Genomic DNA, 26,030 nt, shown 5'->3' with positions numbered 1-26,030 from the left:
TCTCGGCCGGTCAGGCCGGCCAGTCTGCGGGCACTCGGCCCGCGCTCGATGCAAGGGGTTTTCGAGGACCCCGAAAAGGAGAACGGCATGAACCAAGAGGTCATGAATCTCTTCAACCCCCAGGCGCCTGCGCAGGTGTTCGATTCCATCCGGATCTCGCTCGCCAGCCCTGAGAAGATTCTGTCCTGGTCGTTCGGTGAGATCAAAAAGCCGGAGACGATCAACTACCGCACCTTCAAGCCGGAGCGTGACGGTCTGTTCTGCGCGCGCATTTTTGGTCCGATCAAGGACTACGAGTGCCTGTGCGGCAAGTACAAGCGCATGAAGTACAAGGGCGTTATCTGCGAGAAGTGCGGCGTCGAAGTCACGCTGTCGCGCGTCCGCCGCGAGCGCATGGGCCATATCGAGCTCGCCGCGCCCGTCGCCCATATCTGGTTCCTGAAGTCGCTGCCTTCGCGCATCGGCACGCTGCTCGACATGACGCTGAAGGATATCGAGCGCGTCCTCTACTTCGAGAACTACATCGTCACCGAGCCTGGCCTCACCGCGCTGAAGGAGCACCAACTGCTCAGCGAGGAAGAGTACATGCTGGCCGTCGACGAGTATGGCGAAGACTCTTTCACCGCCATGATCGGCGCCGAGGCCATCCATGACCTGTTGGCCGGCATGGATCTGGAGAAGATCGCCGGCGACCTGCGCTCGGAGCTGGCTTCGACCTCGTCCGAGCTCAAGCAGAAGAAGCTTCTGAAGCGGCTCAAGGTCGTCGAGAACTTCATGGAATCCGGCAACCGTCCGGAATGGATGATCATGAAGGTCGTTCCGGTGATCCCGCCGGACCTGCGCCCGCTGGTCCCGCTGGACGGCGGCCGCTTCGCCACGTCCGACCTCAACGACCTCTATCGCCGCGTCATCAACCGCAACAATCGCTTGAAGCGGCTGATCGAGCTGCGCGCGCCCGGCATCATCGTGCGCAATGAAAAGCGCATGCTGCAGGAGGCCGTCGACGCGCTGTTCGACAACGGCCGCCGCGGGCGCGTCATCACCGGCGCCAACAAGCGTCCGCTGAAGTCGCTATCCGACATGCTCAAGGGCAAGCAGGGCCGGTTCCGCCAGAACCTGCTCGGCAAGCGTGTCGACTATTCCGGCCGCTCGGTCATCGTGACCGGTCCGGAACTCAAGCTGCATCAGTGCGGCCTGCCGAAGAAGATGGCGCTGGAGCTGTTCAAGCCTTTCATCTACGCCCGCCTCGACGCCAAGGGTTTCTCCTCGACCGTCAAGCAGGCGAAGAAGCTGGTCGAGAAGGAGCGTCCGGAGGTCTGGGATATCCTCGACGAGGTTATCCGCGAGCATCCGGTGCTCTTGAACCGCGCGCCGACGCTGCACCGCCTCGGCATCCAGGCGTTCGAGCCGATCCTGATCGAAGGCAAGGCGATCCAGCTGCATCCGCTGGTCTGCACGGCCTTCAATGCCGACTTCGACGGCGACCAGATGGCGGTCCATGTGCCGCTGTCCCTGGAAGCGCAGCTCGAAGCGCGCGTGCTGATGATGTCGACCAACAACATCCTGCACCCGGCCTCCGGCGCGCCGATCATCGTGCCGTCGCAGGACATGGTTCTCGGTCTCTACTATCTGTCGATCGTCAACCAGAACGAGCCGGGCGAAGGCATGGTGTTCGCCGACATGGGCGAGCTCCAGCATGCGCTGGAGACCAAGGCGGTGACCCTGCACGCCAAGATCAAGGGCCGCTTCCGCACCGTCGATGCCGAAGGCAAGACGGTGTCGAAGATCTATGAAACCACGCCCGGCCGCATGATCATCGGCGAGCTTCTGCCGAAGAACGTCAACGTACCGTACGACATCGCCAACCAGGAGATGACCAAGAAGAACATCTCCAAGATGATCGACACCGTCTACCGCCACTGCGGGCAGAAGGAGACGGTCATCTTCTGCGACCGCATCATGGCTCTCGGCTTTGCGCATGCCTGCCGCGCCGGCATTTCGTTCGGCAAGGACGACATGGTGATTCCGGACACCAAGCTGAAGCTGGTCTCCGATACCGAGGCTTTGGCCAAGGAGTACGAGCAGCAGTACAATGACGGCCTGATCACGCAGGGCGAGAAGTACAACAAGGTGGTCGACGCCTGGGCCAAGTGCTCGGAGAAGGTCGCCGACGAGATGATGGCCCGCATCAAGGCGGTCGAGTTCGAGGAAAACGGCCGTCAGAAGCCGATGAACTCGATCTATATGATGTCGCATTCGGGTGCGCGCGGTTCGCCCACCCAGATGCGCCAGCTCGCCGGCATGCGCGGCCTGATGGCCAAGCCTTCGGGCGAGATCATCGAGACGCCGATCATCTCGAACTTCAAGGAAGGCCTCACCGTGCTCGAGTACTTCAACTCGACCCACGGCGCCCGCAAGGGTCTGGCCGACACCGCCTTGAAGACGGCGAACTCGGGGTACCTGACCCGCCGTCTGGTCGACGTGGCGCAGGACTGCATCGTCAATTCGCTGGATTGCGGCACCGACAAGGGCCTCACCATGCAGCCGATCGTCGATGCCGGCCAGATCGTCGCCTCGGTCGGTCAGCGCGTGCTCGGCCGCACGGCGCTCGACGACATCAACCACCCGGTCTCCGGCGAAGTGCTGGTCAAGGCCGGCAAGCTGATGGACGAGCGTGACGTGGAGCAGATCGAGAAGGCCGGCGTCCAGTCGGTCCGCATCCGCTCGGCGCTGACCTGCGAGGTCAGGACCGGCGTCTGCGCGGTCTGCTACGGTCGCGATCTTGCCCGCGGCACGCCCGTCAACCAGGGCGAGGCCGTCGGCGTCATCGCGGCGCAGTCGATCGGCGAGCCGGGCACCCAGCTCACCATGCGCACCTTCCACATGGGCGGCACCGCGCAGGTGGTGGATTCTTCGTTCCTCGAAGCCTCCTATGAGGGCAAGGTCGAGATCCGCAATCGCAACGTGGTGCGCAACTCCGAAGGTCAGCAGATGGTGATGGGCCGCAACATGGCGGTTCTGATCCTCGACGAGGCCGGCAAGGAACGCGCCACGCACCGCGTCGCCTATGGCTCGCGCATCTTCGTGGATGACGGCGACAAGGTGAAGCGCGGGCAGCGCATCGCCGAGTGGGATCCTTACACCCGCCCGATCCTCACCGAAATCGAGGGCAAGGTGGCGTTCGAGGATCTGGTCGACGGCATCTCCGTCCAGGAGACCGCCGACGAGTCGACCGGCATCACCAAGCGTGAGGTCATCGATTGGCGTTCGACGCCGCGCGGCAGCGACCTGAAGCCGGCGATCGTCGTGCAGGACGCCAAGGGCAAGGTGGGCAAGCTGTCGAAGGGCGGCGATGCACGCTTCCTGCTCTCGGTCGAGGCCATTCTCTCGGTCGAGCCGGGCGCGCATGTCCGTCCGGGCGACGTGCTTGCGCGTATCCCGATGGAAAGCGCCAAGACCAAGGACATCACCGGCGGTCTGCCGCGGGTGGCCGAACTGTTCGAGGCTCGCCGTCCGAAGGATCACGCCATCATCGCCGAGATCGATGGCACGGTCCGCTTCGGCCGCGACTACAAGAACAAGCGCCGCATCATCATCGAGCCGCACGACTCGACGCTGGAGCCGGTCGAGTACCTGATCCCGAAGGGCAAGCCGTTCCATCTGCAGGACGGCGACGTCATCGAGAAGGGCGACTACATCCTCGACGGCAACCCGGCGCCGCACGACATCCTGGCGATCAAGGGCGTGGAGGCGCTTGCGTCCTACCTCGTCAACGAGATCCAGGAGGTCTACCGCCTGCAGGGCGTGTCGATCAACGACAAGCACATCGAGGTGATCGTTCGCCAGATGCTGCAGAAGGTCGAGATCACCACGCAGGGCGACTCGACCTACATTCCGGGCGACCACGTCGACGTGATCGAGCTGGAAGAGGTCAACGAGCGGTTGATCGAGGACGGCAAGAAGCCGGCCGAAGGTCAGCCGGTGCTGCTCGGCATCACCAAAGCCTCGCTGCAGACGCCGTCCTTCATCTCGGCCGCGTCCTTCCAGGAGACGACCAGGGTACTGACGGAAGCCGCGGTCGCCGGTAAGACCGACATGCTGCAGGGTCTGAAGGAGAATGTCATCGTCGGCCGCCTCATCCCGGCGGGCACGGGCGGCACGATGAGCCAGATAAGGCGCATCGCCACCTCGCGCGACGAACTCATCATCGACGAGCGCCGCAAGGCCTCCGGTGTCGAGGTCGCCGAGCCGATGCTGACCAACATGGTCAACGCCGCGCAGTAAGCGCGGATGCAATGAGAGAAAGAAAAGGGGCCCGCGTGGCCCCTTTTTCATTCGGGTTATGAACGAGGAAAAACCATGAGCGCCAGGACCTGGACAGCTGTCGACGACTACATCGTCTCCTCTCTTTTCGATGCGGATCCCGCGCTAGACGCGGTGCTTGCGGCCAACCGCGAGCAGGGCCTGCCGGCGATCGACGTCTCGGCCGCACAGGGCAAATTGCTTTCGCTTCTGGTGCGAATTCGCGGCGCAAGGAAGGTGCTCGAGATCGGCACGCTCGGTGGTTACTCGACCATCTGGATGGCAAGGGGCCTGCCTGCCGATGGCAGAGTAGTGACGCTGGAGCTTGAGCCGCACCATGCCAAGGTCGCGCGCTCGAACTTCGAGCGGACAGGGGTTTCCGACAAGGTGGATCTGCGGCTCGGGCCAGCTCTTCAATCGCTAGCAGCCTTGGTCAGCGAAAATGCCGGTCCGTTCGACCTGATCTTCATCGACGCCGACAAGCCGAACAACCCGAATTATCTCAGCTGGGCCATGCGGCTGTCGCGCTCCGGAACGGTGATAGTCTGCGACAACGTCATCCGCGACGGCGCCGTGCTGAAGGACGACGGCCGCGACGAAAACGTCGTCGGCGCCCGCGCGGCGCTCTCATTCATCGGGCAGGAGAAGCGGCTGGACGGCACCGCCATCCAGACCGTCGGCGCCAAGGGCTATGACGGCTTTGCGATAGCGATCGTGGACTGACGCCGGCGCTGCACGGGGCTTGCTGTTAATCGAAGAAAGGCTCGACCACATTGCGCTTGCCGAGCATGAAGGCGTCGGCGACGTGCTGGAGCGGGGCCAGGTCGACGTCGGAGATGCCGGCGCGGACAATCTCGGCGAAACGCTTGTAGAGCATCGGATATTCGGCTTCCGGCTCGTCATGGATGATCTTGCCGTCGACGGCGAGCTTTGCGCCGCCGCCCGAAAGCACCATCTTGCCCTTGTCGGTCTCGGCCAGGATGTCCCAGCTCTGCGGACCGGTCTGCAGCCAGTCGAGCTCCATTGTCACCGGGAGCCCGTTCGAGGTGCGGAAGGTGACATGCGCCGCGACCGGCGAGGCGCGGTTCTCGGGGAAGTCGAGCACGGCCGAGGTGATGAACATCGGCGGCAGGATGTGGGTGGCGATCGATAGCGCGTTGATGCCGGGATCGAACACGCCGAAACCGCCCGGCGCCCAGATCCATTCCTGGTTCGGGTGCCAGCGGCGCACGTCTTCCTTCCAGTTGATCGCCGCCGAGTCGATTCTGGCCGAAGCCAGGAAGGCGCGCGCGGCCTCGACCGCCGGCGCGTAGCGCGAATGCCAGCTGGCGAAAAGCGAAACGCCTTTCTTCGCGGCAATCGCCTTCAGGTGCTCGACCTCGCTGACGGTGGCGCCCGGCGGCTTCTCCATGAAGACGTGCTTTCCGGCCTCGAGCCCGGTACGCGCGGCGTCATAGCGGAACTGCGGCGGCATGCAGAGCGAGACGGCTTCCAGGCCCGGCTCGGCCTTAAGCATCGCCTCGATCGTCGGATAGTTCGGGATGCCGTCCACCTTGCCGTGGCGGCTGGCGGCGGCCGCAAGCCGATAACTGCTGTCCTTGGCCAGTGCCGGAAGATGCTGGTCGCGGACGATCTTTCCCACGCCGACGATACCGATCCTGATGGGGTTGCTGGTCATTGGGACTCCGAGGGATGGAAGAAGTAGGTGTTCTTAGGCAGGACAACGGTGCCCGGCAAGCCTGGACGAAATCGTGATCTCGCGATTCCCGTCCGGGATCAGCTCGGCTCGTCGAAGGTAACGATCGAGACTTCGCCCTCCAGCGCGCCCTGATAGGCGGACAGATGCGGCTCTTCGTCGGGGGTGCCTTCCATGTCGCCGATCTGGTCGAGCTCGGCTTCGGCGAATCCTTCGGCGGCGAGCGATTCGAGCGCGCGGCGGACGGCAGAATCATCGTCGGGCGCGACCAGCATCACATGCACGCCTTCCGGCTTGCCGCCTTTTCGCCGCCACACCCGGCCGGTGATGATGGTGACCGGGCGCTCCTCGTTGTCGTTCACGGGCTGATTCCTCCGGAAGCGTGGAGTCTTGCCATTCATGCCGCCTTATTTGCACGAAGCCGGCCGAGATGACAGGCGAAAGCGGGTCACTTTCTTCCTCGCTCTTGAAAAAAGACGCAAGAAAATTACATGCGTTTTCCGCATGGCTGCCAAGCTCCGGATCGGGCGCAATATTTGCCGTTCCGGGGTTGACGGATAGGGGGCTTGCGAGTAGAAGCCGCCACGTCAGAACCGATGTGAGACTTGCTTTTCCGAGGCGACGCGCCTTGGAGTTTGCCTCAAACAGGGTTCGTTTTACGAGCGAAAAGACATCTCCGGCGCGCATGAAGCGGCTTCCGCTTCCTCTGCAATTTGTTCGGGCAGGACCGCGAGGCGCGGTGTGTTGCCCGAATTCGCGTATGGACATGACGCTTTGAGCGGCCCTGACAGGGCAAGACACGGAATTGAGAGACAAGAGGGTTTAATGCCTACCGTCAACCAGCTGATCCGCAAGCCGCGCCTGGCGCCGGTGAAGCGCAACAAGGTCCCGGCCATGCAGCAGAACCCGCAGAAGCGGGGCGTCTGCACGCGCGTCTACACGACGACGCCGAAGAAGCCGAACTCGGCGCTGCGCAAGGTGGCCAAGATCCGTCTGACCAATGGTTTCGAAGTGATCGGCTACATCCCGGGCGAAGGCCATAACCTTCAGGAGCACTCGGTGGTCATGATCCGCGGCGGCCGCGTCAAGGATCTGCCGGGCGTCCGCTATCACATCATCCGCGGCGTGCTCGACACGCAGGGTGTGAAGAACCGCAAGCAGCGCCGTTCGAAATACGGTGCCAAGCGTCCGAAGTAAGGGTTTCCGGCTTCGGCGCTTTTTTTGACTGCGCCGTGCCACGAGATTGAGAGACAAGAGCCATGTCCCGTCGTCACAGTGCAGAAAAGCGTGAGATCAATCCGGACCCCAAGTTCGGCGATCTGGTCGTCACCAAGTTCATGAACGCCGTCATGTATGACGGCAAGAAGTCGGTTGCCGAGACCATCGTCTACGGCGCGCTGGACCAGGTCCAGGCCAAGACCAAGCAGGAGCCAGTCGCTGTCTTCCACCAGGCGCTCGACAATGTCGCGCCGCATGTGGAAGTGCGTTCGCGTCGCGTCGGCGGCGCCACCTACCAGGTTCCGGTGGATGTGCGCCCCGAGCGCCGCCAGGCGCTGGCCATCCGCTGGCTGATTGCCGCCGCACGTAACCGCAACGAGACCACGATGGTCGACCGCCTCTCGGGCGAGCTGATGGACGCGGCCAACAACCGCGGCACGGCCGTCAAGAAGCGTGAAGACACCCACAAGATGGCGGAAGCCAACCGCGCCTTCGCGCACTACCGCTGGTAAAGCGCGAACGAGACTGAGAGGCACCTCCCATGGCCCGCGAATACAAAATCGAAGACTACCGCAATTTCGGTATCATGGCGCATATCGACGCCGGCAAGACGACGACGACCGAGCGCGTCCTGTACTACACGGGCAAGTCGCACAAGATCGGCGAAGTCCATGACGGCGCTGCCACCATGGACTGGATGGAGCAGGAGCAGGAACGCGGCATCACCATCACCTCTGCCGCGACCACGACCTTCTGGAAGGGTCGTGACGGCAAGATGCGCCGCTTCAACATCATCGACACTCCCGGACACGTCGACTTCACCATCGAGGTCGAGCGTTCGCTGCGCGTGCTCGACGGCGCCATCGCGCTGCTCGATGCCAACGCCGGCGTCGAGCCGCAGACCGAGACCGTGTGGCGCCAGGCCGACAAGTACCACGTGCCGCGCATGATCTTCTGCAACAAGATGGACAAGATCGGCGCCGACTTCTACCGCTCGGTGGAAATGATCGGTTCGCGCCTCGGCGCGCAGGCCGTCGTCATGCAGCTGCCGATCGGCGCCGAGACCGAGTTCAAGGGCGTCGTCGACCTCGTCGAAATGAACGCGCTTGTCTGGCGCGACGAGACGCTGGGCGCTGCCTGGGACGTCGTCGAAATCCCGGCCGACCTCAAGGACAAGGCCGCTCAGTATCGCGAGAAGATGATCGAGGCCGCCGTCGAGATGGACGAGACCGCGCTCGAGAATTACCTCGAAGGCAACATGCCGTCGAACGACGAGATCCGCGCGCTGATCCGCAAGGGCACGATCGCGGTCAAGTTCTTCCCCATGTTCTGCGGCTCGGCCTTCAAGAACAAGGGCGTACAGCCGCTGCTGGACGCCGTGGTCGAATACCTGCCGTCGCCGATCGACGTGCCGGCCATCAAGGGTGTCGACGCCAAGACCGACGCCGAGATCGAGCGTCATGCCGACGACAACGAGCCGCTGTCGATGCTGGCGTTCAAGATCATGAACGACCCGTTCGTCGGCTCGCTGACCTTCGCTCGCATCTATTCGGGCAAGCTCACCAAGGGCACCTCGCTCGACAACACCGTGAAGGGCAAGAAGGAGCGCATCGGCCGCATGCTGCAGATGCATGCGAATTCGCGCGCCGATATCGAGGAAGCCTATGCCGGCGACATCGTCGCGCTGGCCGGCCTCAAGGACACGACGACCGGCGACACGCTCTGCGATCCACTGCATCCGGTCATCCTCGAGCGCATGGAATTCCCCGATCCGGTCATCCAGATCGCCATCGAGCCGAAGACCAAGAACGACCAGGAAAAGATGGGCCTCGCGCTGCATCGCCTGGCGGCAGAGGATCCGTCCTTCCGCGTCAAGACCGACGAGGAAAGCGGTCAGACCATCATCGCCGGCATGGGCGAGCTGCATCTCGACATCATCGTCGACCGCATGCGCCGCGAGTTCAAGGTCGAAGCCAATGTCGGCGCTCCGCAGGTGGCCTATCGCGAGACGATCACCCGCACCCATGAGCAGGACTACACGCACAAGAAGCAGACGGGCGGTACCGGCCAGTTCGCTCGCGTCAAGATCGTGTTCGAGCCGAACACCGAGAGCGAAGAGTTCCTGTTCGAGTCCAAGATCGTCGGCGGCGCGGTGCCGAAGGAATACATCCCCGGCGTCGAGAAGGGCATCCAGAGCGTCATGGGTTCCGGCCCGTTTGCCGGCTTCCCGATGATCGGCGTCAAGGCGACGCTGATCGACGGTGCCTTCCACGACGTCGACTCCTCGGTGCTGGCGTTCGAAATTGCCTCCCGCGCCTGCTTCAAGGAAGCCGCACCCCGGCTTGGTGTGCAGCTCCTGGAGCCGATCATGAAGGTCGAGGTCGTGACGCCGGAAGACTATGTCGGCGGCGTTATCGGCGACCTCAACGGCCGTCGCGGCCAGATCCAGGGCCAGGAAGCGCGTGGCGTGGCCGTCGTCATCAACGCGATGGTGCCTTTGGCCAACATGTTCAAGTACGTCGACAATCTGCGTTCGATGTCGCAGGGCCGCGCCCAGTACACGATGCAGTTCGACCACTATGAGCCGGTCCCTACGGCGGTGGCCCAGGAAGTCCAGAAAAAGTACGCGTGAGAATGCCTGTGCCACCGGAACCGCGGCTCTTACGCGTTTCCGGTTCGGCTGGAGCGAATATCAATTTCCCCGAGCGGGATGAGTAAGACGGAGAAATACAGTGGCAAAAGGTAAATTCGAGCGCACCAAGCCGCATGTGAACATTGGCACGATCGGCCACGTCGATCATGGCAAGACGTCGCTGACGGCGGCGATCACGAAGTATTTTGGCGAATACAAGCGCTATGACCAGATCGACGCGGCGCCGGAAGAGAAGGCGCGCGGCATCACCATCTCGACGGCGCATGTCGAGTACGAGACGGCCAACCGTCACTACGCCCATGTCGACTGCCCCGGCCATGCCGACTATGTCAAGAACATGATCACCGGCGCCGCCCAGATGGACGGCGCGATCCTGGTGGTTTCGGCCGCCGACGGCCCGATGCCGCAGACCCGCGAGCACATCCTTTTGGCCCGCCAGGTCGGCGTGCCCTCGATCGTGGTGTTCCTTAACAAGGTCGACCAGGTCGACGACGCCGAGCTGCTCGAGCTGGTCGAGCTCGAGGTTCGCGAGCTGTTGACCAAGAACGAGTTCCCCGGCGACGACATTCCGATCGTCAAGGGTTCGGCGCTGGCAGCACTTGAGGATTCGAACAAGACCATCGGCGAGGACGCCATCCGCGAGCTGATGGCGCAGGTCGACGCCTACATCCCGACGCCGGTCCGTCCGCTGGACAAGCCGTTCCTGATGCCGATCGAGGACGTGTTTTCGATCTCGGGCCGCGGCACGGTCGTGACCGGCCGCGTCGAGCGCGGCGTGGTCAAGGTCGGCGAGGAATTGGAGATCGTCGGCATCCGTCCGACGGCCAAGACCACCTGCACGGGCGTCGAGATGTTCCGCAAGCTGCTCGACCAGGGCCAGGCCGGCGACAACATCGGCGCGCTGTTGCGCGGCATCGACCGCGAGGGTGTCGAGCGTGGCCAGGTTCTGGCCAAGCCGGGCTCGGTGAAGCCGCACAAGAAGTTCGTGGCCGAAGCCTACATCCTGACCAAGGACGAGGGCGGCCGGCACACGCCGTTCTTCACCAACTACCGTCCGCAGTTCTACTTCCGCACCACCGACGTGACCGGCATCGTGACGCTGCCGGCCGGCACCGAGATGGTGATGCCCGGCGACAACATCACCGTCGATGTCGAGCTGATCGTGCCGATCGCGATGGAAGAGAAGCTGCGCTTCGCCATCCGTGAAGGCGGCCGCACCGTCGGTGCCGGCATCGTCGTCACCATCAAAGAATAATTGGACGAAACGGATCTGTCGCGGGCGCGGGGCTGCCCGCGCCGCGCCAGAACAAGGAATTGACGCATGAACGGACAGAATATCCGCATCCGCCTTAAGGCGTTTGACCACCGGGTGCTCGACGCCTCGACGCGCGAAATCGTGTCGACCGCCAAGCGCACCGGCGCCAACGTCCGCGGCCCCATTCCGCTGCCGACGCGGATCGAAAAGTTCACGGTCAACCGGTCGCCTCACGTCGACAAGAAGAGCCGCGAGCAGTTCGAGATGCGCACCCACAAGCGGCTGCTCGACATCGTCGATCCGACCCCGCAGACGGTCGATGCTCTGATGAAGCTCGATCTGGCCGCCGGTGTCGACGTCGAGATCAAGCTCTAAGAAACAAGAGGGCGGGGCGACCCGGAACTCTGAAGGAAGCAAGAGGCGTGGAGGGGCGTCAGCCCCGACAGGGAACTCTAAAGGAATTGAACCGATGCGTTCAGGTGTGATTGCAAAGAAGGTGGGAATGACCCGCATCTATAACGATGCCGGGGAACACGTTCCCGTCACCGTTCTCCAGATGGAGAACTGCCAGGTCGTGGCGCAGCGCACGCAGGAGAAGAACGGCTACACCGCCGTCCAGCTCGGCGTTGGCCTTGCCAAGGTGAAGAACACGTCGAAGGCGATGCGCGGCCATTTCGCTGCCGCCTCCGTCGAGCCAAAGGCGAAGCTCGCCGAGTTCCGCGTCTCCGCCGACAACATGATCGACGTCGGCGCCGAGCTCACCGTCGAGCACTTCGTCGCCGGCCAGAAGGTCGACGTGACGGGCACCTCGACCGGCAAGGGTTTTCAGGGCGTGATCAAGCGGCACAACATGGGTGGCGGCCGTGCCACGCACGGTAACTCGGTCTCGCACCGCACGCACGGCTCGACCGGACAGCGCCAGGACCCCGGCAAGGTGTTCAAGGGCAAGAAGATGGCCGGCCACATGGGCGACGTTCGCGTCACCACCCAGAATGTCGAGGTCGTCTCGACCGATGCCGACCGCGGCCTGATCCTGATCCGCGGCGCCGTCCCGGGGGTGAAGGGCGCCTGGATCCTGGTCCGTGACGCGGCCAAGGTTGCGCTGCCGGCCAACGCGCCGAAGCCAGCCGCGATCCGTGCCGCTGCCGCCAAGAACGATGCCCCGGCCAATGAGGGAGCGGAATAATGGACCTCAAGATCACAACCCTCGGCGGCAAGGACGCTGGCAAGGTACAGCTCTCCGAGGAGATCTTCGGCCTTGACCCGCGTGAGGACATCCTGCAGCGCGTCGTGCGCTGGCAGCTGGCCAAGAAGCAGCAGGGCACGCACAAGGCCAAGGGCCGCGCCGAGATCGCGCGCACCGGCGCCAAGATGTACAAGCAGAAGGGTACGGGCCGCGCCCGTCACCATTCGGCTCGCGCTCCGCAGTTCCGCGGCGGTGGCAAGGCGCACGGCCCGGTCGTGCGCAGCCACGAGCACGAGCTGCCGAAGAAGGTGCGCGCTCTGGGCTTGAAGCACGCTCTCTCGGCCAAGGCCAAGAGCGCTTCGCTGATCATCGTCGACGAGCTGAAGCTCGCCGAAGCCAAGACCAAGGCGCTGGTTGCGAGCCTCGAGACGCTCGGGCTCACCAACGCCCTGGTGATCGGCGGCGCCGAGCTTGACCAGAACTTCAAGCTGGCGGCGACCAACATTCCCAACATCGACGTGCTGCCGATCCAGGGCATCAACGTCTACGACATTCTGCGCCGCGGCACGCTGGTCCTTTCGAAGGCCGCCGTCGAGGCTCTCGAGGAGCGCTTCAAATGACCGACCTCCGTCACTACGACGTGATCGTCTCGCCGGCGATCACCGAAAAGTCGACCATGGCTTCCGAGCAGAACCAGGTCGTCTTCAATGTCGCCAAGAAGGCGTCGAAGCCGGAAATCAAGGCCGCCGTGGAAGCTCTCTTCGGGGTCAAGGTTACGGCCGTGAACACGCTCGTCCGTAAGGGCAAGATCAAGCGCTTCCGCGGCACGGTTGGCCGCCAGGGCGACGTCAAGAAGGCGGTTGTGACGCTGGCCGACGGCCAGTCGATCGACGTCGCGACGGGTCTCTGAGCAAGGCCGCGAGGACAGGACAATGGCACTCAAGAAATTCAACCCGGTAACGCCGAGCACCCGTCAGCTGGTCATCGTCGACCGCTCGGGCCTCTACAAGGGCAAGCCCGTCAAGGGCCTGACCGAAGGCCTGACCAAGTCGGGCGGCCGCAATAATTACGGCCGCATCACGGCCCGCTTCATCGGCGGCGGTCACAAGCGTTCGTACCGCATCATCGACTTCAAGCGTAAGAAGTACGACGTCGTCGGCACGGTCGAGCGCATCGAATACGATCCGAACCGCACCGCCTTCATCGCGCTGATCAAGTATGACGACGGCGAGCTGTCCTACATCCTGGCGCCGCAGCGTCTGGCTGCCGGCGACAAGATCGTGGCCGGCGAAGCGGTCGACGTGAAGCCGGGCAACGCGATGCCGCTGGCCTCGATGCCGGTCGGCACGATCGTCCACAATATTGAGCTGAAGCCGGGCAAGGGCGGCCAGGTCGCCCGTTCGGCCGGCGGTTACGCCCAGCTCGTCGGCCGCGACCAGGGCATGGCGATCCTGCGCCTCAACTCGGGCGAGCAGCGCGTCGTGCACGGCTCCTGCATGGCCACCGTCGGCGCCGTGTCGAACCCCGACCACGGCAACATCAATGACGGCAAGGCCGGCCGCACGGTGTGGCGCGGCAAGCGCCCGCACAATCGCGGCGTGGCCATGAACCCGGTCGATCATCCGCACGGTGGTGGCGAAGGCCGCACCTCGGGTGGCCGTCACCCGGTTTCGCCCTGGGGCAAGCCGACCAAGGGCAAGAAGACGCGGTCCAATAAGGCGACCGACAAGTTCATCGTGCGCTCGCGCCATCAGCGCAAGAGCTAAGAAGAGGTAACGCCAAGTGACTCGTTCGATTTGGAAAGGCCCCTTCATCGACGGCTACCTTCTCAAGAAGGTGGACAAGGTTCGTGAAGGCGGTCGCAATGAGGTGATCAAGATGTGGAGCCGTCGCTCCACCATCCTGCCGCAGTTCGTCGGCTTCACCTTCGGTGTCTACAACGGCCAGAAGCACGTTCCCGTCTCCGTGAACGAGGACATGGTCGGCCACAAGTTCGGTGAATTCGCTCCGACCCGGACCTATTACGGTCATGGCGCGGATAAGAAGGCGAAGAGGAAATAATCATGGGCAAGGCCAAAGCTCCGCGCAGGCTTGCTGACAACGAGGCGCGCGCCGTTCTGCGCACCATCCGTATCAGCCCGCAGAAGCTGAACCTGGTTGCCGCGCTGATCCGCGGCAAGAAGGTCGCGACAGCGCTTTCCGACCTCGAATTCTCGGCCAAGCGGATTTCCGGCACGGTCAAGAAGACGCTGGAGTCGGCGATCGCCAACGCGGAAAACAACCACGACCTCGATGTCGACGCACTGATCGTATCGGAAGCCTATGTCGGCAAGTCGATCGTCATGAAGCGTTTCCACGCGCGTGGCCGTGGTCGCGCCAGCCGTATCGAAAAGCCGTTCTCGCACCTCACGATCGTCGTTCGTGAAGTCGAGGAAAAAGGGGAGGCCGCATAATGGGCCAGAAAGTCAATCCGATCGGGCTGCGTCTCGGCATTAACCGCACCTGGGATTCGCGCTGGTTCGCGAACACCGGCGAATACGGTCAGCTGCTGCATGAGGACATCAAGATCCGTAAGTATCTTGAGAAGGAACTCAAGCAGGCCGCGATCTCCAAGGTCGTGATCGAGCGTCCGCACAAGAAGTGCCGCGTCACCATCCATGCCGCGCGTCCGGGCCTGATCATCGGCAAGAAGGGCGCCGACATCGAGAAGCTCCGCAGGAAGCTGATGGAGATGACGAAGTCCGAGACGCACCTCAACATCGTTGAAGTGCGCAAGCCGGAAATCGACGCCACGCTGATCGCCCAGTCGATCGCCCAGCAGCTCGAGCGCCGCATCGCGTTCCGTCGCGCCATGAAGCGCGCCGTTCAGTCGGCCATGCGTCTTGGTGCCGAAGGCATCCGCATCAACTGCTCCGGCCGTCTCGGCGGCGCCGAAATCGCGCGCATGGAGTGGTACCGCGAAGGCCGCGTGCCGCTGCATACGCTGCGCGCCGATGTCGACTACGGCACGGCCGAGGCGAACACGGCGTATGGCATCTGCGGCGTCAAGGTGTGGGTGTTCAAGGGCGAGATCCTCGAGCACGACCCGATGGCGTCGGAGCGTCGCGCCACGGAAGGCGATCACGGCGGTCAGACCGGCGAGCGTGAGCGCGGTCGCCGTCGCGAGAACGCCTGAGAAATTTGAGAATTTGGAGTTAGAACGATGCTGCAGCCAAAGCGCACAAAGTTCCGCAAGCAGTTCAAGGGCCGTATCCACGGTACCGCCAAGGGCGGCACCAATCTGGATTTCGGCGGTTTCGGGCTGAAGGCGCTTGAGCCGAACCGCGTCACCGCGCGCGAGATCGAGGCGGCGCGCCGCGCGATCACCCGCGAGATGAAGCGCGCCGGCCGCGTCTGGATCCGGGTGTTCCCGGATCTGCCGGTCACCTCGAAGCCGACCGAAGTGCGCATGGGTAAGGGCAAGGGCGCCGTCGACTACTGGGCGGCGCGCGTCAAGCCTGGCCGCATCATGTTCGAGATCGACGGCGTCAGCGAAGAAACCGCGCGTGAGGCGCTGCGTCTCGGCGCCGCCAAGCTCTCGGTCAAGACGCGCTTCGTGCAGCGCATCGCAGAATAAGGACAGGCGATCATGAAAGCCGAAGATATCCGGACCAAGACCCAGGATCAGCTGGCCGACGACCTGGCCGCCCTCAAGAAGGAGCAGTTCAACCTGCGCTTCCAGAAGGCCACCGGCCAGCTCGAGAAGACCGCACGCGTGAAGCAGGTCCGCAGGGACATCGCGCGCATCAAGACCATCGCCGCGGAAAAAGCCGCGGCCAAGAAGGCTTAAGGACGAGAACCATGCCAAAGCGCATCCTGCAGGGCACCGTGGTCAGCGACAAGAACGAGAAGACGGTCGTCGTCAAGGTCGAGCGGCGCTTCACGCATCCCGTGATGAAGAAGACCGTGCGCCTGACCAAGAAGTACAAGGCGCATGACGAGAACAACGCCCACAAGGTCGGCGACCAGGTGTTCATCCAGGAATCGAAGCCGATCTCCAAGGACAAGCGCTGGGTCGTCATCACCGCGGATCAGGCTTGATCCGGGCGAACGAAACGAATTTTGGACAGACCGGGGAGGGGTGAAAGCCCGTCCCGTTAGAAAAGAAGAAGGCGGCCAGTCATGATTCAGATGCAAACAAACCTCGACGTCGCGGACAATTCCGGCGCCCGTCGTGTCATGTGCATCAAGGTGCTGGGCGGTTCGAAGCGGAAGTATGCCTCCGTCGGCGACATCATCGTGGTGTCGATCAAGGAAGCCATCCCGCGCGGCCGCGTTAAGAAGGGCGATGTGATGAAGGCGGTCGTGGTTCGCACGGCCAAGGACATCCGCCGTCCGGACGGCAGCGTGATCCGTTTCGACAAGAACGCGGCCGTTCTCGTCGACAACAAGAAAGAGCCGATCGGCACACGTATCTTCGGGCCGGTTCCGCGCGAGCTTCGCGCCAAGAACCACATGAAGATCATCTCGCTCGCGCCTGAAGTGCTGTAAGGAGCCGGACCCATGCAAAAGATCAGAAAAGGCGACAAGGTCGTCGTGCTTGCCGGCAAGGACAAGGGCCGTTCGGGCGAAGTCCTGTCGGTGCAGCCGAAGGAAGACACCGCGCTGGTCCGCGGCGTGAACCTCATTCGCCGTCACCAGAAGCAGACCCAGTCCCAAGAGGGCGGGATCATCACCAAGGAAGCGCCGATCCACCTGTCGAACATCGCGCTGGCCGACCCTAAGGACGGCAAGCCGACCCGCGTCGGCTTCGCCATCCAGAAGGACGGCAAGAAGGTGCGCGTCGCCAAGCGTTCGGGAGAAGTCATCAATGGCTAAGGCTGAAACCAAGCAGGCAGCTGCCAAGAACGAGCCGCGCCTCAAGAAGGTCTATCAGGAGACCATCCGCAAGGCGCTGCAGGAGCAGTTCGGCTACGACAACGAGATGCAGGTTCCGCGCATCGACAAGATCGTGCTGAACATGGGTGTCGGCGAAGCGACCGGCGATTCCAAGAAGCCCTCGGTCGCGGCCGAGGACCTCGCGCTGATCGCCGGCCAGAAGGCTGTCGTCACCCGCGCCCGCAACTCGATCGCGGGCTTCAAGGTGCGCGAGAACATGCCGATCGGCGCCAAGGTCACGCTGCGCAAGGAACGCATGTACGAGTTCCTCGACCGCCTCGTGAACATCGCGCTGCCGCGCGTTCGCGACTTCCGCGGACTGAACCCGAAGAGCTTTGACGGCCGTGGCAACTACGCCATGGGCATCAAGGAGCACATCGTGTTCCCGGAGATCAACTACGACAAGGTTGATCAGGTCTGGGGCATGGACGTCATCGTTTGTACGACGGCGAAGACGGATGACGAGGCCAGAGCGCTGCTCAAGGCCTTCAACTTCCCCTTCCGCCAGTAACGGCAGCGAAAAAGGAAAAATCTGAAATGGCAAAGACCAGCTCAGTCGAGAAGAACAACCGGCGCCGCAAGCTTGCCGGTCAGTACGCCGCCAAGCGCAAGGCGCTCAAGGACATCGTCATGGACCAGTCCAAGCCGATGGAAGAGCGTTTCCGCGCCCAGTTGAAGCTTTCGGCGCTGCCGCGCAACTCGGCCAAGATCCGCATCCGCAACCGCTGCGAAGTGACGGGGCGTCCGCGCGCCTACTATCGCAAGCTCAAGCTTTCGCGTATCGCGCTTCGCGATCTGGGCAACAACGGCCAGATCCCGGGCCTGGTCAAGTCGAGCTGGTAAGGAGACACTGAGATGTCATTGAGCGATCCTCTCGGCGATATGCTGACCCGCATCCGCAACGCCTATGGCCGCAATAAGTCGAGCGTCTCGACCCCGGCCTCGCGTCTGCGCGCCCGCGTCCTCGAAGTGCTGAAGTCGGAAGGCTATATTCGCGACTACAGCCAGACTGACTTCGAGAACGGCAAGTCGGAAATCGAGATCGAGCTGAAGTATTTCGACGGCGCTCCGGTCGTGCGCGAAATCGAGCGCGTCTCGAAGCCCGGCCGCCGCGTCTATGTCTCGGCCAAGTCGATCCCGCATGTCGCCAACGGCCTCGGCATCGCCATCCTTTCGACGCCGAAGGGCGTCATGGCCGATCACGAAGCGCGCGAGCAGAATGTCGGCGGCGAGATCCTCTGCCAGATTTTCTAAGGGTGAATGGTCAATGGTGAATAGTGAATGGTGAGGCTGCACGGGACTTTGACCGCGCCGTTCGCCATTCCACCATTCACCATTCACAGCAGTAAAGGAAAGAGGAGACAACAATGTCTCGTATCGGAAAGAAACCCGTTTCGCTGCCGCAGGGCGTCTCCGCGACCGTCAACGGCCAGACCGTGACGGCGAAGGGCCCCAAGGGCGAGCTGAAGTTCGTGGTCAACGACGAAGTGCTGGTCAAGATGGAAGGCGCCGAGATTTCGGTCGAGCCGCGCGACCAGACCAAGACCGCCCGCGCCAAGTGGGGCATGTCGCGCACGCAGATCGTCAACATCCTGCAGGGCGTCAAGGACGGCTTCGAGAAGAAGCTCGAGATCACCGGCGTCGGCTATCGCGCCGCCATGCAGGGCAAGAACCTGCAGCTGGCGCTCGGCTTCAGCCACGACGTGGTCTATGAGACGCCGCAGGGCATCACGATCTCCGTGCCGAAGCCGACCGAAATCACGGTCTCCGGCATCGACAAGCAGCAGGTCGGCCAGGTCGCGGCCGAGATCCGCGAGTATCGCGGTCCCGAACCCTACAAGGGCAAGGGCGTGCGCTATGCCGACGAGCGGATTGTCCGCAAGGAAGGCAAGAAGAAGTAAGACTTTTAATCGCCGCGGGGCGCGACCGCGGGAGGCTTGGCCTACCGCACACGGTTGCCCCCGTTTTCTGAAGGCAAGGAACAGAATCATGGCTAGCCCCAAAGAAACCACCCAGCGCCGCGCGCAGCGCGTGCGCCGCCAGCTCAAGAAGGTCGCCGGCGAGCGGCCGCGGCTTTCGGTGCATCGCACCTCGAAGCACATCTACGTCCAGGTCATCGACGACGCCAAGGGCCACACGCTGGCCGCCGCCTCGACCCTGGAGAAGGAGCTGAAGGGCTCGCTCAAGACCGGCGCCGACAGCGCCGCTGCTGCCGCGGTCGGCAAGCTGATCGCCGAGCGCGCGTCGAAGGCCGGCGTCAAGGAAGTCGTCTTCGATCGTGGCCCGTACATCTATCACGGCCGCGTCAAGGCGCTGGCCGAGGCTGCCCGCGAAGGCGGTCTGAGCTTCTAATGCATGATCCCGAAAAGTTGCAGACTTTTCGGACAGGATCATGCAAAGGAGAAATTCACCGCCGGTGGTCGATAGAGGCGCCGGCAAACAGCAACCCGTGCTTCCGGAAAAGAACAAGGACTAGGATATGGCACAGGAACGTAGGGAAGGCGGCCGCGGCCGCGAGCGTGAACGCGAAGAGCGCGACGACGGCATGGTGGACAAGCTTGTCCACATCAACCGCGTCGCCAAGGTGGTGAAGGGCGGCCGTCGCTTCGGCTTTGCCGCGCTCGTCGTCGTGGGCGATCAGAAGGGCCGCGTCGGCTTTGGCCACGGCAAGGCGCGCGAAGTGCCGGAGGCGATCCGCAAGGCGACCGAATCGGCCAAGCGCGACATGATCTTCGTGCCGCTGCGTTCGGGCCGCACGCTGCATCACGACGTCGAGGGCCGCTGGGGCGCCGGACGCGTTCTGCTGCGCGCCGCCAAGCAGGGTACCGGCATCATCGCTGGCGGCCCGATGCGCGCCGTCTTCGAGACACTCGGCATGCACGACGTGGTCGCCAAGTCGATGGGTTCGTCGAACCCATACAACATGGTTCGCGCCACCTTCGACGCGCTGAAGAGCCAGATGCATCCGAAGGATGTGGCCGCTGCGCGCGGCATCAAGTACTCGACCCTTCAGGCCCGCCGCGGCACCGCCGTCGCGGCCGAAGAATAGTCGACGCTGACCAGGGATTTCGACCATGGCCAAGAAAGCTACCAAGACCATCACCATCGAGCAGATCGGTTCGCCGATCCGCCGGCCGAAGGAGCAGCGCGCGACGCTGGTCGGCCTCGGCCTCAACAAGATGCACAAGCGGCGTACGCTGGAAGACACCCCTTCGGTGCGCGGGATGATCGCCGCCGTCCAGCACCTCGTCCGCGTTGTGGACGAGGCCTGAACGGAAGCGCGGGAGACAGAAACATGAAACTCAACGATCTGCGTGACAAGGACGGCGCCACGCACTCCAGGAAGCGCCTCGGTCGCGGCATCGGCTCCGGCTCTGGCAAGACCGCCGGTCGCGGCGTCAAGGGCCAGAAGGCACGCTCGGGCGTTGCCATCAACGGCTTCGAGGGCGGCCAGATGCCGCTTTACCGGCGCCTGCCGAAGCGCGGCTTCAACAACCTGTTCGCCAAGAGCTTCACCGTCGTGTCGCTTGCTCGCATCCAGGCTGCCGTCGATGCCAAGAAGCTCGACGCGAAGGAGACCGTGACGGCTGAGACCCTGATCACTGCCGGCGTCATCCGCCGCGCCAAGGACGGCGTGCGCGTGCTCTCCGACGGCGAGCTCAAGGCCAAGCTCAGCTTCGACGTCGCCGGCGCCTCCAAAGCTGCGATCGAGAAGATCGAGAAGGCCGGCGGTTCGGTGAAGCTGCCGGAAGCGGCCGCCGCCGAGTAACGGCGATTTGAAGCGCGGCCGGCGGGTATGATTTCATTTTTGCCGCCCGTCCGCGCTTTGATCTGATCAATTAGGCGGCCGCGTCAACGCGGCCGCTTGCATGTTGACGGTCCGGAGCTTATCTCGTGAGCTTCGGTGACACGCGCCGCCTGAGCTGCGGGCATCGAGCGCGACATAGAAATCAATGAAGTAGAGCATAATCAATGAAGTAGAGCATGATGTCTTCCGAAAACCGCTTCACACTTTTCGGCATCATGCTCTAGCGGAGAAAATCAGGCATGGCTTCGGCTGCTGAACAACTAGCCTCCAATCTGAATTTTGCGGCCTTCGCCAAGGCCGAGGATCTGAAGAAGCGGATCTGGTTTACCGTCGGCGCGCTGCTCGTCTACCGCCTCGGTACCTACATCCCGCTTCCCGGGATCAATCCCGACGCTTTCGCGCAGGCCTTCTCCTCGCAGAGCAAGGGCGTGCTCGGCATGTTCAACATGTTTGCCGGCGGCGCCGTGCAGCGCATGGCGATCTTCGCGCTCGGCATCATGCCCTACATCTCCGCCTCCATCATCATGCAGCTGATGACCTCGGTCATCCCGTCGCTGGAAGCGCTGAAGAAGGAAGGCGAGCAGGGCCGCAAGATCATCAACCAGTACACGCGCTACGGCACCGTGCTGCTGGCCTTGGTGCAGGCCTACGGCATTTCGGTCGGGCTGGAGGGCGGCAACGGTATCGTCACCGATCCCGGCATGTTCTTCCGCATCTCGACCGTCGTCACGCTTGTCGGCGGGACCATGTTCCTCATGTGGCTCGGCGAGCAGATCACCGCGCGCGGCATCGGCAACGGCATTTCGCTGATCATCTTCTCGGGCATCGTCGCCGGTCTGCCGCACGCCATTTCAGGCACGCTGGAACTCGGCCGCACCGGTGCGCTGTCCACTAGCCTGATTCTCGCGATCATCGTGCTCGCCGTCGTCGTCATCGGCGTCATCGTCTTCTTCGAGCGCGCCCAGCGCCGCCTGCTCATCCAGTATCCGAAGCGGCAGGTCGGCAACCGCATGTTCCAAGGCGACACCTCGCATCTGCCGCTGAAGCTCAACACCTCGGGCGTCATCCCGCCGATCTTCGCCTCCTCACTGCTGCTTCTCCCGGCAACGGTTGCCGGCTTCTCGCAGACCACCAACCTGCCTGCCTGGGCGAGCACGGTTCTTGCGGCGCTGGGCCACGGCCAGCCGCTCTATATGGCGTTCTATGCGGCGATGATCATTTTCTTCGCCTTCTTCTACACGGCGATCGTCTTCAACCCGAAGGACACGGCCGACCAGCTCAAGAAGCATTCCGGCTTCATCCCGGGCTATCGTCCGGGCGAGCGCACCGCCGAGTATATCGACTATGTTCTGACGCGGATCACCGTCATCGGCGCCATCTACCTGGTGCTGGTGTGTCTGCTGCCTGAGTTCCTGATTTCAGCGACTGGCGTACCTTTCTATCTCGGTGGCACATCGCTTCTGATCGTGGTCAGTGTCACGCTCGACACGGTGGCGCAGATTCAGGGTCACCTGATCGCGCACCAGTATGAGGGCCTGATCAAGAAGTCGAAGTTGCGCGGGGTAAGAGGAGCAGATGAGGCTGATATTGCTTGGGCCGCCAGGAGCGGGCAAGGGGACGCAAGCACAGAGACTGGTAGAAAAACACGGCATACCCCAGCTTTCGACGGGAGACATGCTGCGTGCCGCCGTCCAGGCCGGAACCGAAGTCGGCAAGCGGGCCAAGGCGGTTATGGATGCCGGCGAGCTGGTATCGGACGCGATCGTCAATGCGATCGTTGCCGAGCGGATCGACCAGCCCGACTGCGCCAGGGGCTTCATCCTCGACGGTTATCCGCGCACGCTGGTGCAGGCCGATGCCGTCGAAGCCATGCTCGCCGAGCGCAACATCGCGCTCGACAGCGTCATCGAGCTCGTCGTCGACGACAAGGCGCTGGTCGGGCGCATCGTCAAGCGGGCCGAGGATGCCAAGGCGGCCGGCCAGCCGGTGCGCAAGGACGACAACCCGGCGGTGTTCGAGGAGCGCCTGCGAGAATATTACAAGAAGACGGCGCCGCTGACCGGCTACTACTATGCCAAAGGCAGGCTGAAGAGCGTTGACGGCATGGCCAGCATCGACGAGGTGACCGCGGAGATCGAGAAGGTGCTCACGGCGGCGGTGAGCTAGGCCGCTCCGACAAGCAAAGATTGGGCTTGACTGGAAGAAGCCATTGGGGTATGGCGGCCCGTCTTCCTATCAGGCATGGACTTTGCTTGCCCGCAAGGGCAGGGCATCTGTTTTGAACCAGGAAACTCCCGCAAGGGCCGGCCTCCACCGGACGCGGGGCAACTTAGATAGCGCCGGGCCTGCCTTTTTGAAGGATGGCCGGCCCAAATGGAGATGAAAGAACATGGCTCGTATAGCCGGCGTCAACATTCCGACCAACAAGCGCGTCGTCATTGCGCTTCAGTACATTCACGGCATCGGCAAGAAGTTTGCCCAGGAGATCGTCGACAAGGTCGGCATCCCGGCAGACCGCCGCGTCAACCAGTTGACCGACGCGGAAGTGCTGCAGATCCGCGAGACGATCGACCGCGACTACCAGGTCGAAGGCGACCTGCGCCGCGAGGTCTCGATGAACATCAAGCGGCTGATGGACCTCGGCTGCTACCGCGGCCTGCGTCACCGCCGCTCGCTGCCGGTCCGCGGCCAGCGCACGCATACCAATGCGCGCACCCGCAAGGGCCCGGCCAAGGCGATCGCCGGCAAGAAGAAGTAATTAGGGGAATAAGGGGGTAGGGGAGTAAATAGTCCGAAATCGGATCGTTCATTTCCCCACTCCCTTACTGCCCTATTCCCCTACTCCCTTACGAAGGTGGAGCCGCTGGCGTTACGGCGGTGTAGAGATCAACTGAAAGGACTACCATGGCCAAGGAAGCCGCTCGTGTTCGCCGTCGCGAACGCAAGAACATCTCGTCGGGCGTTGCCCACGTCAATTCGACCTTCAACAACACGATGATCACCATCACCGACGCGCAGGGCAATTCGATCGCCTGGTCGTCCGCCGGCGCCCAGGGCTTCAAGGGTTCGCGCAAGTCGACCCCGTTCGCCGCCCAGATGGCCGCCGAGGACGTCGCCAAGAAGGCACAGGAACACGGCATGCGCATGCTCGAGGTCGAGGTCTGCGGACCCGGCTCCGGCCGTGAATCGGCGCTGCGCGCCCTGCAGGCGGCCGGCTTCACCATCACCTCGATCCGCGATGTGACGCCGATCCCGCACAATGGCTGCCGCCCGCGCAAGAAGCGCCGCGTCTAATATTTTTGAACGCCGCGTGAGCGCCAGGGCGCTCCTCCGCGGCAATTCCAGGCTGCCCGCCACGATTGGATGGTGGCGGGTCAAAGGAAGGAAGACACCATGATCCAGAAAAACTGGCAGGAACTGATCAAGCCGAACAAGATCGAGTTCTCGTCGAAGAAGAAGACGCTGACCACGCTTGTGGCCGAGCCGCTCGAGCGTGGCTTCGGCCTCACGCTCGGCAACGCGCTGCGGCGCGTGCTTCTGTCTTCGCTGCGCGGTGCGGCCGTCACCGCCGTGCAGATCGACGGCGTGCTGCATGAGTTCTCGTCCATCGCCGGCGTGCGCGAGGACGTGACCGACATCGTGCTCAACATCAAGGAAATCGCCATCCGCATGGAAGGCGATGGTCCCAAGCGCATGGTCGTGCGCAAGCAGGGCCCGGGCGCCGTGCTTGCCGGTGACATCCAGACCGTCGGCGACGTCGAGATACTCAACCCCGACCACGTGATCTGCACGCTGGACGAGGGCGCGGAGATCCGCATGGAATTCACCGTCGACACCGGCAAGGGCTATGTGCCGGCTGAGCGCAACCGCGCCGAGGACGCGCCGATCGGCTTGATCCCGGTCGACAGCCTCTACTCGCCGGTCAAGAAGGTCTCCTACAAGGTCGAGAACACCCGCGAGGGCCAGGTTCTCGACTATGACAAGCTGACCATGACCATCGAGACCGACGGTTCGATCTCGGGCGAGGACGCCGTGGCTTTCGCGGCCCGCATCCTGCAGGACCAGCTCAGCCTGTTCGTCAACTTCGACGAGCCGCAGAAGGAAGTCGCCACCGAGGCCGTCACCGAGCTGGCCTTCAACCCGGCGCTGCTCAAGAAGGTCGACGAGCTCGAGCTTTCGGTGCGTTCGGCCAACTGCCTGAAGAACGACAACATCGTCTATATCGGCGACCTGATCCAGAAGACCGAAGCCGAGATGCTGCGCACTCCGAATTTCGGCCGCAAGTCGCTGAACGAGATCAAGGAAGTGCTGGCGGCGATGGGTCTGCACCTCGGCATGGAAGTGCCGGACTGGCCGCCGGAAAACATCGAAGACCTCGCCAAGCGTTACGAGGATCAGTATTGAGCATGAATTCCAAGGATCGGCGGCGCGAGCCGCTCGATCCGACGGTCATGCGGAAAACCATCAGAGGCCGTGGCCTCTTGAACAACTAAAGAAGGAAAAGAGCCATGCGCCACGGTTTCAAAGGCCGTCGCTTCGCCCGCAGCGTAAGCCACCGCAAGTCGATGTTCGCCAACCTCGCCGTGTCTCTGATCGAGCACGAGCAGATCGTCACCACCCTGCCGAAGGCGAAGGACCTGCGTCCGATCGTCGAGAAGCTGGTGACGCTCGGCAAGCGCGGCGACCTGCACGCCCGCCGCCAGGTGATCGCGCAGATCGGCAATGAAGGCGTCGTCAAGCGCCTGTTCGAAACCATCGCACCGCGCTACGCCAGCCGCAACGGCGGCTACCTGCGCATCATGAAGGCGGGCTTCCGCCACGGCGACAATGCCGCCATGGCGGTCATCGAGTTCGTCGACCGCGACACCTCGGCCAAGGGCGCCGCCGACCGCGCGCGTCTCGAGGCCGAAGGCGGCGAAGAGGAAGCCGCGGCCGCATAAGGCCAGGTTTTCAGCGAATGAATTCAAGGGGCCTTCGGGGCCCCTTTTTCGTTCT

Annotated in this window: 34 protein-coding genes and 1 pseudogene; 33 read left to right on the top strand and 2 right to left on the bottom strand. The window is 63.2% G+C overall.

What is annotated here, in order from left to right; genetic code table 11:
• The first annotated feature begins 87 nt into the window (after positions 1-87).
• Both rpoC and EJ078_RS00680 read left to right on the top strand, forming a co-directional pair.
• Entirely contained in the window at positions 88-4,284 is a 4,197-nt protein-coding gene (gene rpoC / locus EJ078_RS00685) for a DNA-directed RNA polymerase subunit beta' (protein WP_066989905.1), read from the top strand.
• 75 nt (positions 4,285-4,359) lie between these two features.
• Positions 4,360-5,025, top strand: coding sequence for an O-methyltransferase (locus EJ078_RS00680; RefSeq protein WP_127217323.1), 666 nt, complete (start codon positions 4,360-4,362; stop codon positions 5,023-5,025).
• Between the two features lie 25 nt (positions 5,026-5,050).
• Here EJ078_RS00680 and EJ078_RS00675 read toward each other — a convergent pair whose 3' ends face one another.
• Positions 5,051-5,980 carry a Gfo/Idh/MocA family oxidoreductase gene (locus EJ078_RS00675; protein WP_127217324.1) on the bottom strand — a complete coding sequence of 310 codons (930 nt, stop codon included), beginning with the start codon at positions 5,978-5,980 and terminating at the stop codon, positions 5,051-5,053.
• Between the two features lie 98 nt (positions 5,981-6,078).
• Positions 6,079-6,360 (bottom strand): transcriptional regulator, encoded by a 282-nt coding sequence (locus tag EJ078_RS00670; RefSeq protein ID WP_066989908.1) that lies wholly within the window; start codon positions 6,358-6,360, stop codon positions 6,079-6,081.
• A 463-nt stretch (positions 6,361-6,823) separates the two neighbouring features.
• Between EJ078_RS00670 and rpsL the strand changes: the two genes are divergently transcribed.
• From rpsL to rplQ, 31 genes and pseudogenes are all read left to right on the top strand, one after another.
• The gene (gene rpsL, locus EJ078_RS00665; RefSeq protein WP_006202128.1) at positions 6,824-7,195 is read left to right on the top strand and encodes a 30S ribosomal protein S12; all 372 of its coding nucleotides are present in this window, start codon (positions 6,824-6,826) and stop codon (positions 7,193-7,195) included.
• A 62-nt stretch (positions 7,196-7,257) separates the two neighbouring features.
• The gene (gene rpsG / locus EJ078_RS00660; protein WP_041003106.1) at positions 7,258-7,728 is read left to right on the top strand and encodes a 30S ribosomal protein S7; all 471 of its coding nucleotides are present in this window, start codon (positions 7,258-7,260) and stop codon (positions 7,726-7,728) included.
• 29 nt (positions 7,729-7,757) lie between these two features.
• Positions 7,758-9,848: an elongation factor G gene (gene fusA / locus EJ078_RS00655; RefSeq protein WP_067321482.1), complete on the top strand. Its 2,091-nt coding sequence runs from the start codon at positions 7,758-7,760 to the stop codon at positions 9,846-9,848.
• A gap of 100 nt (positions 9,849-9,948) precedes the next feature.
• Entirely contained in the window at positions 9,949-11,124 is a 1,176-nt protein-coding gene (gene tuf, locus EJ078_RS00650; protein ID WP_066989565.1) for an elongation factor Tu, read from the top strand.
• Positions 11,125-11,190: 66 nt separating this feature from the next.
• Positions 11,191-11,499 (top strand): 30S ribosomal protein S10, encoded by a 309-nt coding sequence (rpsJ, locus tag EJ078_RS00645; RefSeq protein WP_006205468.1) that lies wholly within the window; start codon positions 11,191-11,193, stop codon positions 11,497-11,499.
• A gap of 94 nt (positions 11,500-11,593) precedes the next feature.
• A complete protein-coding gene (gene rplC, locus EJ078_RS00640; protein WP_067321479.1) occupies positions 11,594-12,310 on the top strand; it encodes a 50S ribosomal protein L3 in 717 nt (238 codons plus the stop codon).
• Positions 12,310-12,930, top strand: coding sequence for a 50S ribosomal protein L4 (gene rplD / locus EJ078_RS00635; RefSeq protein ID WP_127217150.1), 621 nt, complete (start codon positions 12,310-12,312; stop codon positions 12,928-12,930). Before rplC ends, rplD begins: the two co-directional genes overlap by 1 nt.
• Complete coding sequence (locus EJ078_RS00630) at positions 12,927-13,220, top strand: 50S ribosomal protein L23 (protein WP_040983033.1); 294 nt, start codon at positions 12,927-12,929, stop codon at positions 13,218-13,220. The genes rplD and EJ078_RS00630 overlap by 4 nt, the downstream gene beginning before the upstream one ends.
• A gap of 22 nt (positions 13,221-13,242) precedes the next feature.
• Positions 13,243-14,076: a 50S ribosomal protein L2 gene (gene rplB, locus EJ078_RS00625; RefSeq protein ID WP_040970375.1), complete on the top strand. Its 834-nt coding sequence runs from the start codon at positions 13,243-13,245 to the stop codon at positions 14,074-14,076.
• A gap of 16 nt (positions 14,077-14,092) precedes the next feature.
• Complete coding sequence (gene rpsS / locus EJ078_RS00620) at positions 14,093-14,371, top strand: 30S ribosomal protein S19 (RefSeq protein ID WP_006205463.1); 279 nt, start codon at positions 14,093-14,095, stop codon at positions 14,369-14,371.
• Between the two features lie 2 nt (positions 14,372-14,373).
• Entirely contained in the window at positions 14,374-14,763 is a 390-nt protein-coding gene (gene rplV, locus EJ078_RS00615) for a 50S ribosomal protein L22 (protein WP_066989594.1), read from the top strand.
• Positions 14,763-15,485, top strand: a complete 723-nt coding sequence (gene rpsC / locus EJ078_RS00610; RefSeq protein WP_066989596.1) for a 30S ribosomal protein S3 — start codon at positions 14,763-14,765, stop codon at positions 15,483-15,485. Before rplV ends, rpsC begins: the two co-directional genes overlap by 1 nt.
• A gap of 27 nt (positions 15,486-15,512) precedes the next feature.
• The gene (rplP, locus tag EJ078_RS00605; RefSeq protein ID WP_027170364.1) at positions 15,513-15,926 is read left to right on the top strand and encodes a 50S ribosomal protein L16; all 414 of its coding nucleotides are present in this window, start codon (positions 15,513-15,515) and stop codon (positions 15,924-15,926) included.
• Between the two features lie 12 nt (positions 15,927-15,938).
• Positions 15,939-16,139: a 50S ribosomal protein L29 gene (gene rpmC, locus EJ078_RS00600; protein WP_040970379.1), complete on the top strand. Its 201-nt coding sequence runs from the start codon at positions 15,939-15,941 to the stop codon at positions 16,137-16,139.
• Positions 16,140-16,150: 11 nt separating this feature from the next.
• Positions 16,151-16,390: a 30S ribosomal protein S17 gene (gene rpsQ, locus EJ078_RS00595; RefSeq protein WP_040970380.1), complete on the top strand. Its 240-nt coding sequence runs from the start codon at positions 16,151-16,153 to the stop codon at positions 16,388-16,390.
• An 81-nt stretch (positions 16,391-16,471) separates the two neighbouring features.
• Positions 16,472-16,840, top strand: coding sequence for a 50S ribosomal protein L14 (gene rplN, locus EJ078_RS00590; RefSeq protein ID WP_006205457.1), 369 nt, complete (start codon positions 16,472-16,474; stop codon positions 16,838-16,840).
• Between the two features lie 12 nt (positions 16,841-16,852).
• On the top strand, positions 16,853-17,167 hold the full coding sequence (gene rplX / locus EJ078_RS00585) for a 50S ribosomal protein L24 (RefSeq protein WP_059188493.1): 315 nt from the start codon (positions 16,853-16,855) through the stop codon (positions 17,165-17,167).
• Positions 17,160-17,738, top strand: a complete 579-nt coding sequence (rplE, locus tag EJ078_RS00580) for a 50S ribosomal protein L5 (protein ID WP_095777622.1) — start codon at positions 17,160-17,162, stop codon at positions 17,736-17,738. Before rplX ends, rplE begins: the two co-directional genes overlap by 8 nt.
• Positions 17,739-17,764: 26 nt before the next feature.
• Entirely contained in the window at positions 17,765-18,070 is a 306-nt protein-coding gene (gene rpsN / locus EJ078_RS00575; protein WP_059188495.1) for a 30S ribosomal protein S14, read from the top strand.
• 12 nt (positions 18,071-18,082) lie between these two features.
• Positions 18,083-18,481: a 30S ribosomal protein S8 gene (gene rpsH / locus EJ078_RS00570; RefSeq protein ID WP_127404301.1), complete on the top strand. Its 399-nt coding sequence runs from the start codon at positions 18,083-18,085 to the stop codon at positions 18,479-18,481.
• 113 nt (positions 18,482-18,594) lie between these two features.
• Positions 18,595-19,128, top strand: a complete 534-nt coding sequence (rplF, locus tag EJ078_RS00565) for a 50S ribosomal protein L6 (RefSeq protein ID WP_067321468.1) — start codon at positions 18,595-18,597, stop codon at positions 19,126-19,128.
• A gap of 88 nt (positions 19,129-19,216) precedes the next feature.
• Positions 19,217-19,579 (top strand): 50S ribosomal protein L18, encoded by a 363-nt coding sequence (gene rplR / locus EJ078_RS00560; RefSeq protein WP_066989604.1) that lies wholly within the window; start codon positions 19,217-19,219, stop codon positions 19,577-19,579.
• Between the two features lie 127 nt (positions 19,580-19,706).
• Positions 19,707-20,276 carry a 30S ribosomal protein S5 gene (gene rpsE / locus EJ078_RS00555; protein WP_027046810.1) on the top strand — a complete coding sequence of 190 codons (570 nt, stop codon included), beginning with the start codon at positions 19,707-19,709 and terminating at the stop codon, positions 20,274-20,276.
• A 25-nt stretch (positions 20,277-20,301) separates the two neighbouring features.
• The gene (rpmD, locus tag EJ078_RS00550) at positions 20,302-20,499 is read left to right on the top strand and encodes a 50S ribosomal protein L30 (protein ID WP_127216491.1); all 198 of its coding nucleotides are present in this window, start codon (positions 20,302-20,304) and stop codon (positions 20,497-20,499) included.
• A 23-nt stretch (positions 20,500-20,522) separates the two neighbouring features.
• A complete protein-coding gene (rplO, locus tag EJ078_RS00545) occupies positions 20,523-20,996 on the top strand; it encodes a 50S ribosomal protein L15 (protein ID WP_067321465.1) in 474 nt (157 codons plus the stop codon).
• Between the two features lie 278 nt (positions 20,997-21,274).
• Positions 21,275-22,597: pseudogene (gene secY / locus EJ078_RS00540) on the top strand (preprotein translocase subunit SecY); the annotation flags it as partial.
• A 13-nt stretch (positions 22,598-22,610) separates the two neighbouring features.
• Positions 22,611-23,201 carry an adenylate kinase gene (locus tag EJ078_RS00535; protein ID WP_208721045.1) on the top strand — a complete coding sequence of 197 codons (591 nt, stop codon included), beginning with the start codon at positions 22,611-22,613 and terminating at the stop codon, positions 23,199-23,201.
• A gap of 223 nt (positions 23,202-23,424) precedes the next feature.
• Positions 23,425-23,793, top strand: a complete 369-nt coding sequence (rpsM, locus tag EJ078_RS00530) for a 30S ribosomal protein S13 (RefSeq protein WP_027170351.1) — start codon at positions 23,425-23,427, stop codon at positions 23,791-23,793.
• Positions 23,794-23,939: 146 nt separating this feature from the next.
• Positions 23,940-24,329 (top strand): 30S ribosomal protein S11, encoded by a 390-nt coding sequence (rpsK, locus tag EJ078_RS00525; protein WP_006205444.1) that lies wholly within the window; start codon positions 23,940-23,942, stop codon positions 24,327-24,329.
• A gap of 99 nt (positions 24,330-24,428) precedes the next feature.
• The gene (locus tag EJ078_RS00520; protein ID WP_059188661.1) at positions 24,429-25,439 is read left to right on the top strand and encodes a DNA-directed RNA polymerase subunit alpha; all 1,011 of its coding nucleotides are present in this window, start codon (positions 24,429-24,431) and stop codon (positions 25,437-25,439) included.
• 104 nt (positions 25,440-25,543) lie between these two features.
• Complete coding sequence (gene rplQ, locus EJ078_RS00515; RefSeq protein WP_066989613.1) at positions 25,544-25,975, top strand: 50S ribosomal protein L17; 432 nt, start codon at positions 25,544-25,546, stop codon at positions 25,973-25,975.
• The last annotated feature ends 55 nt before the right edge of the window (positions 25,976-26,030 follow it).

Origin of the sequence: Mesorhizobium sp. M1A.F.Ca.IN.022.06.1.1 (genome assembly GCF_003952605.1) — a bacterium.
In the GTDB taxonomy this organism is placed as follows: Bacteria; Pseudomonadota; Alphaproteobacteria; order Rhizobiales; family Rhizobiaceae; genus Mesorhizobium.
Note: the sequence above shows the minus strand (reverse complement) of the source record. Positions and strands in the feature narration are given on the sequence as shown.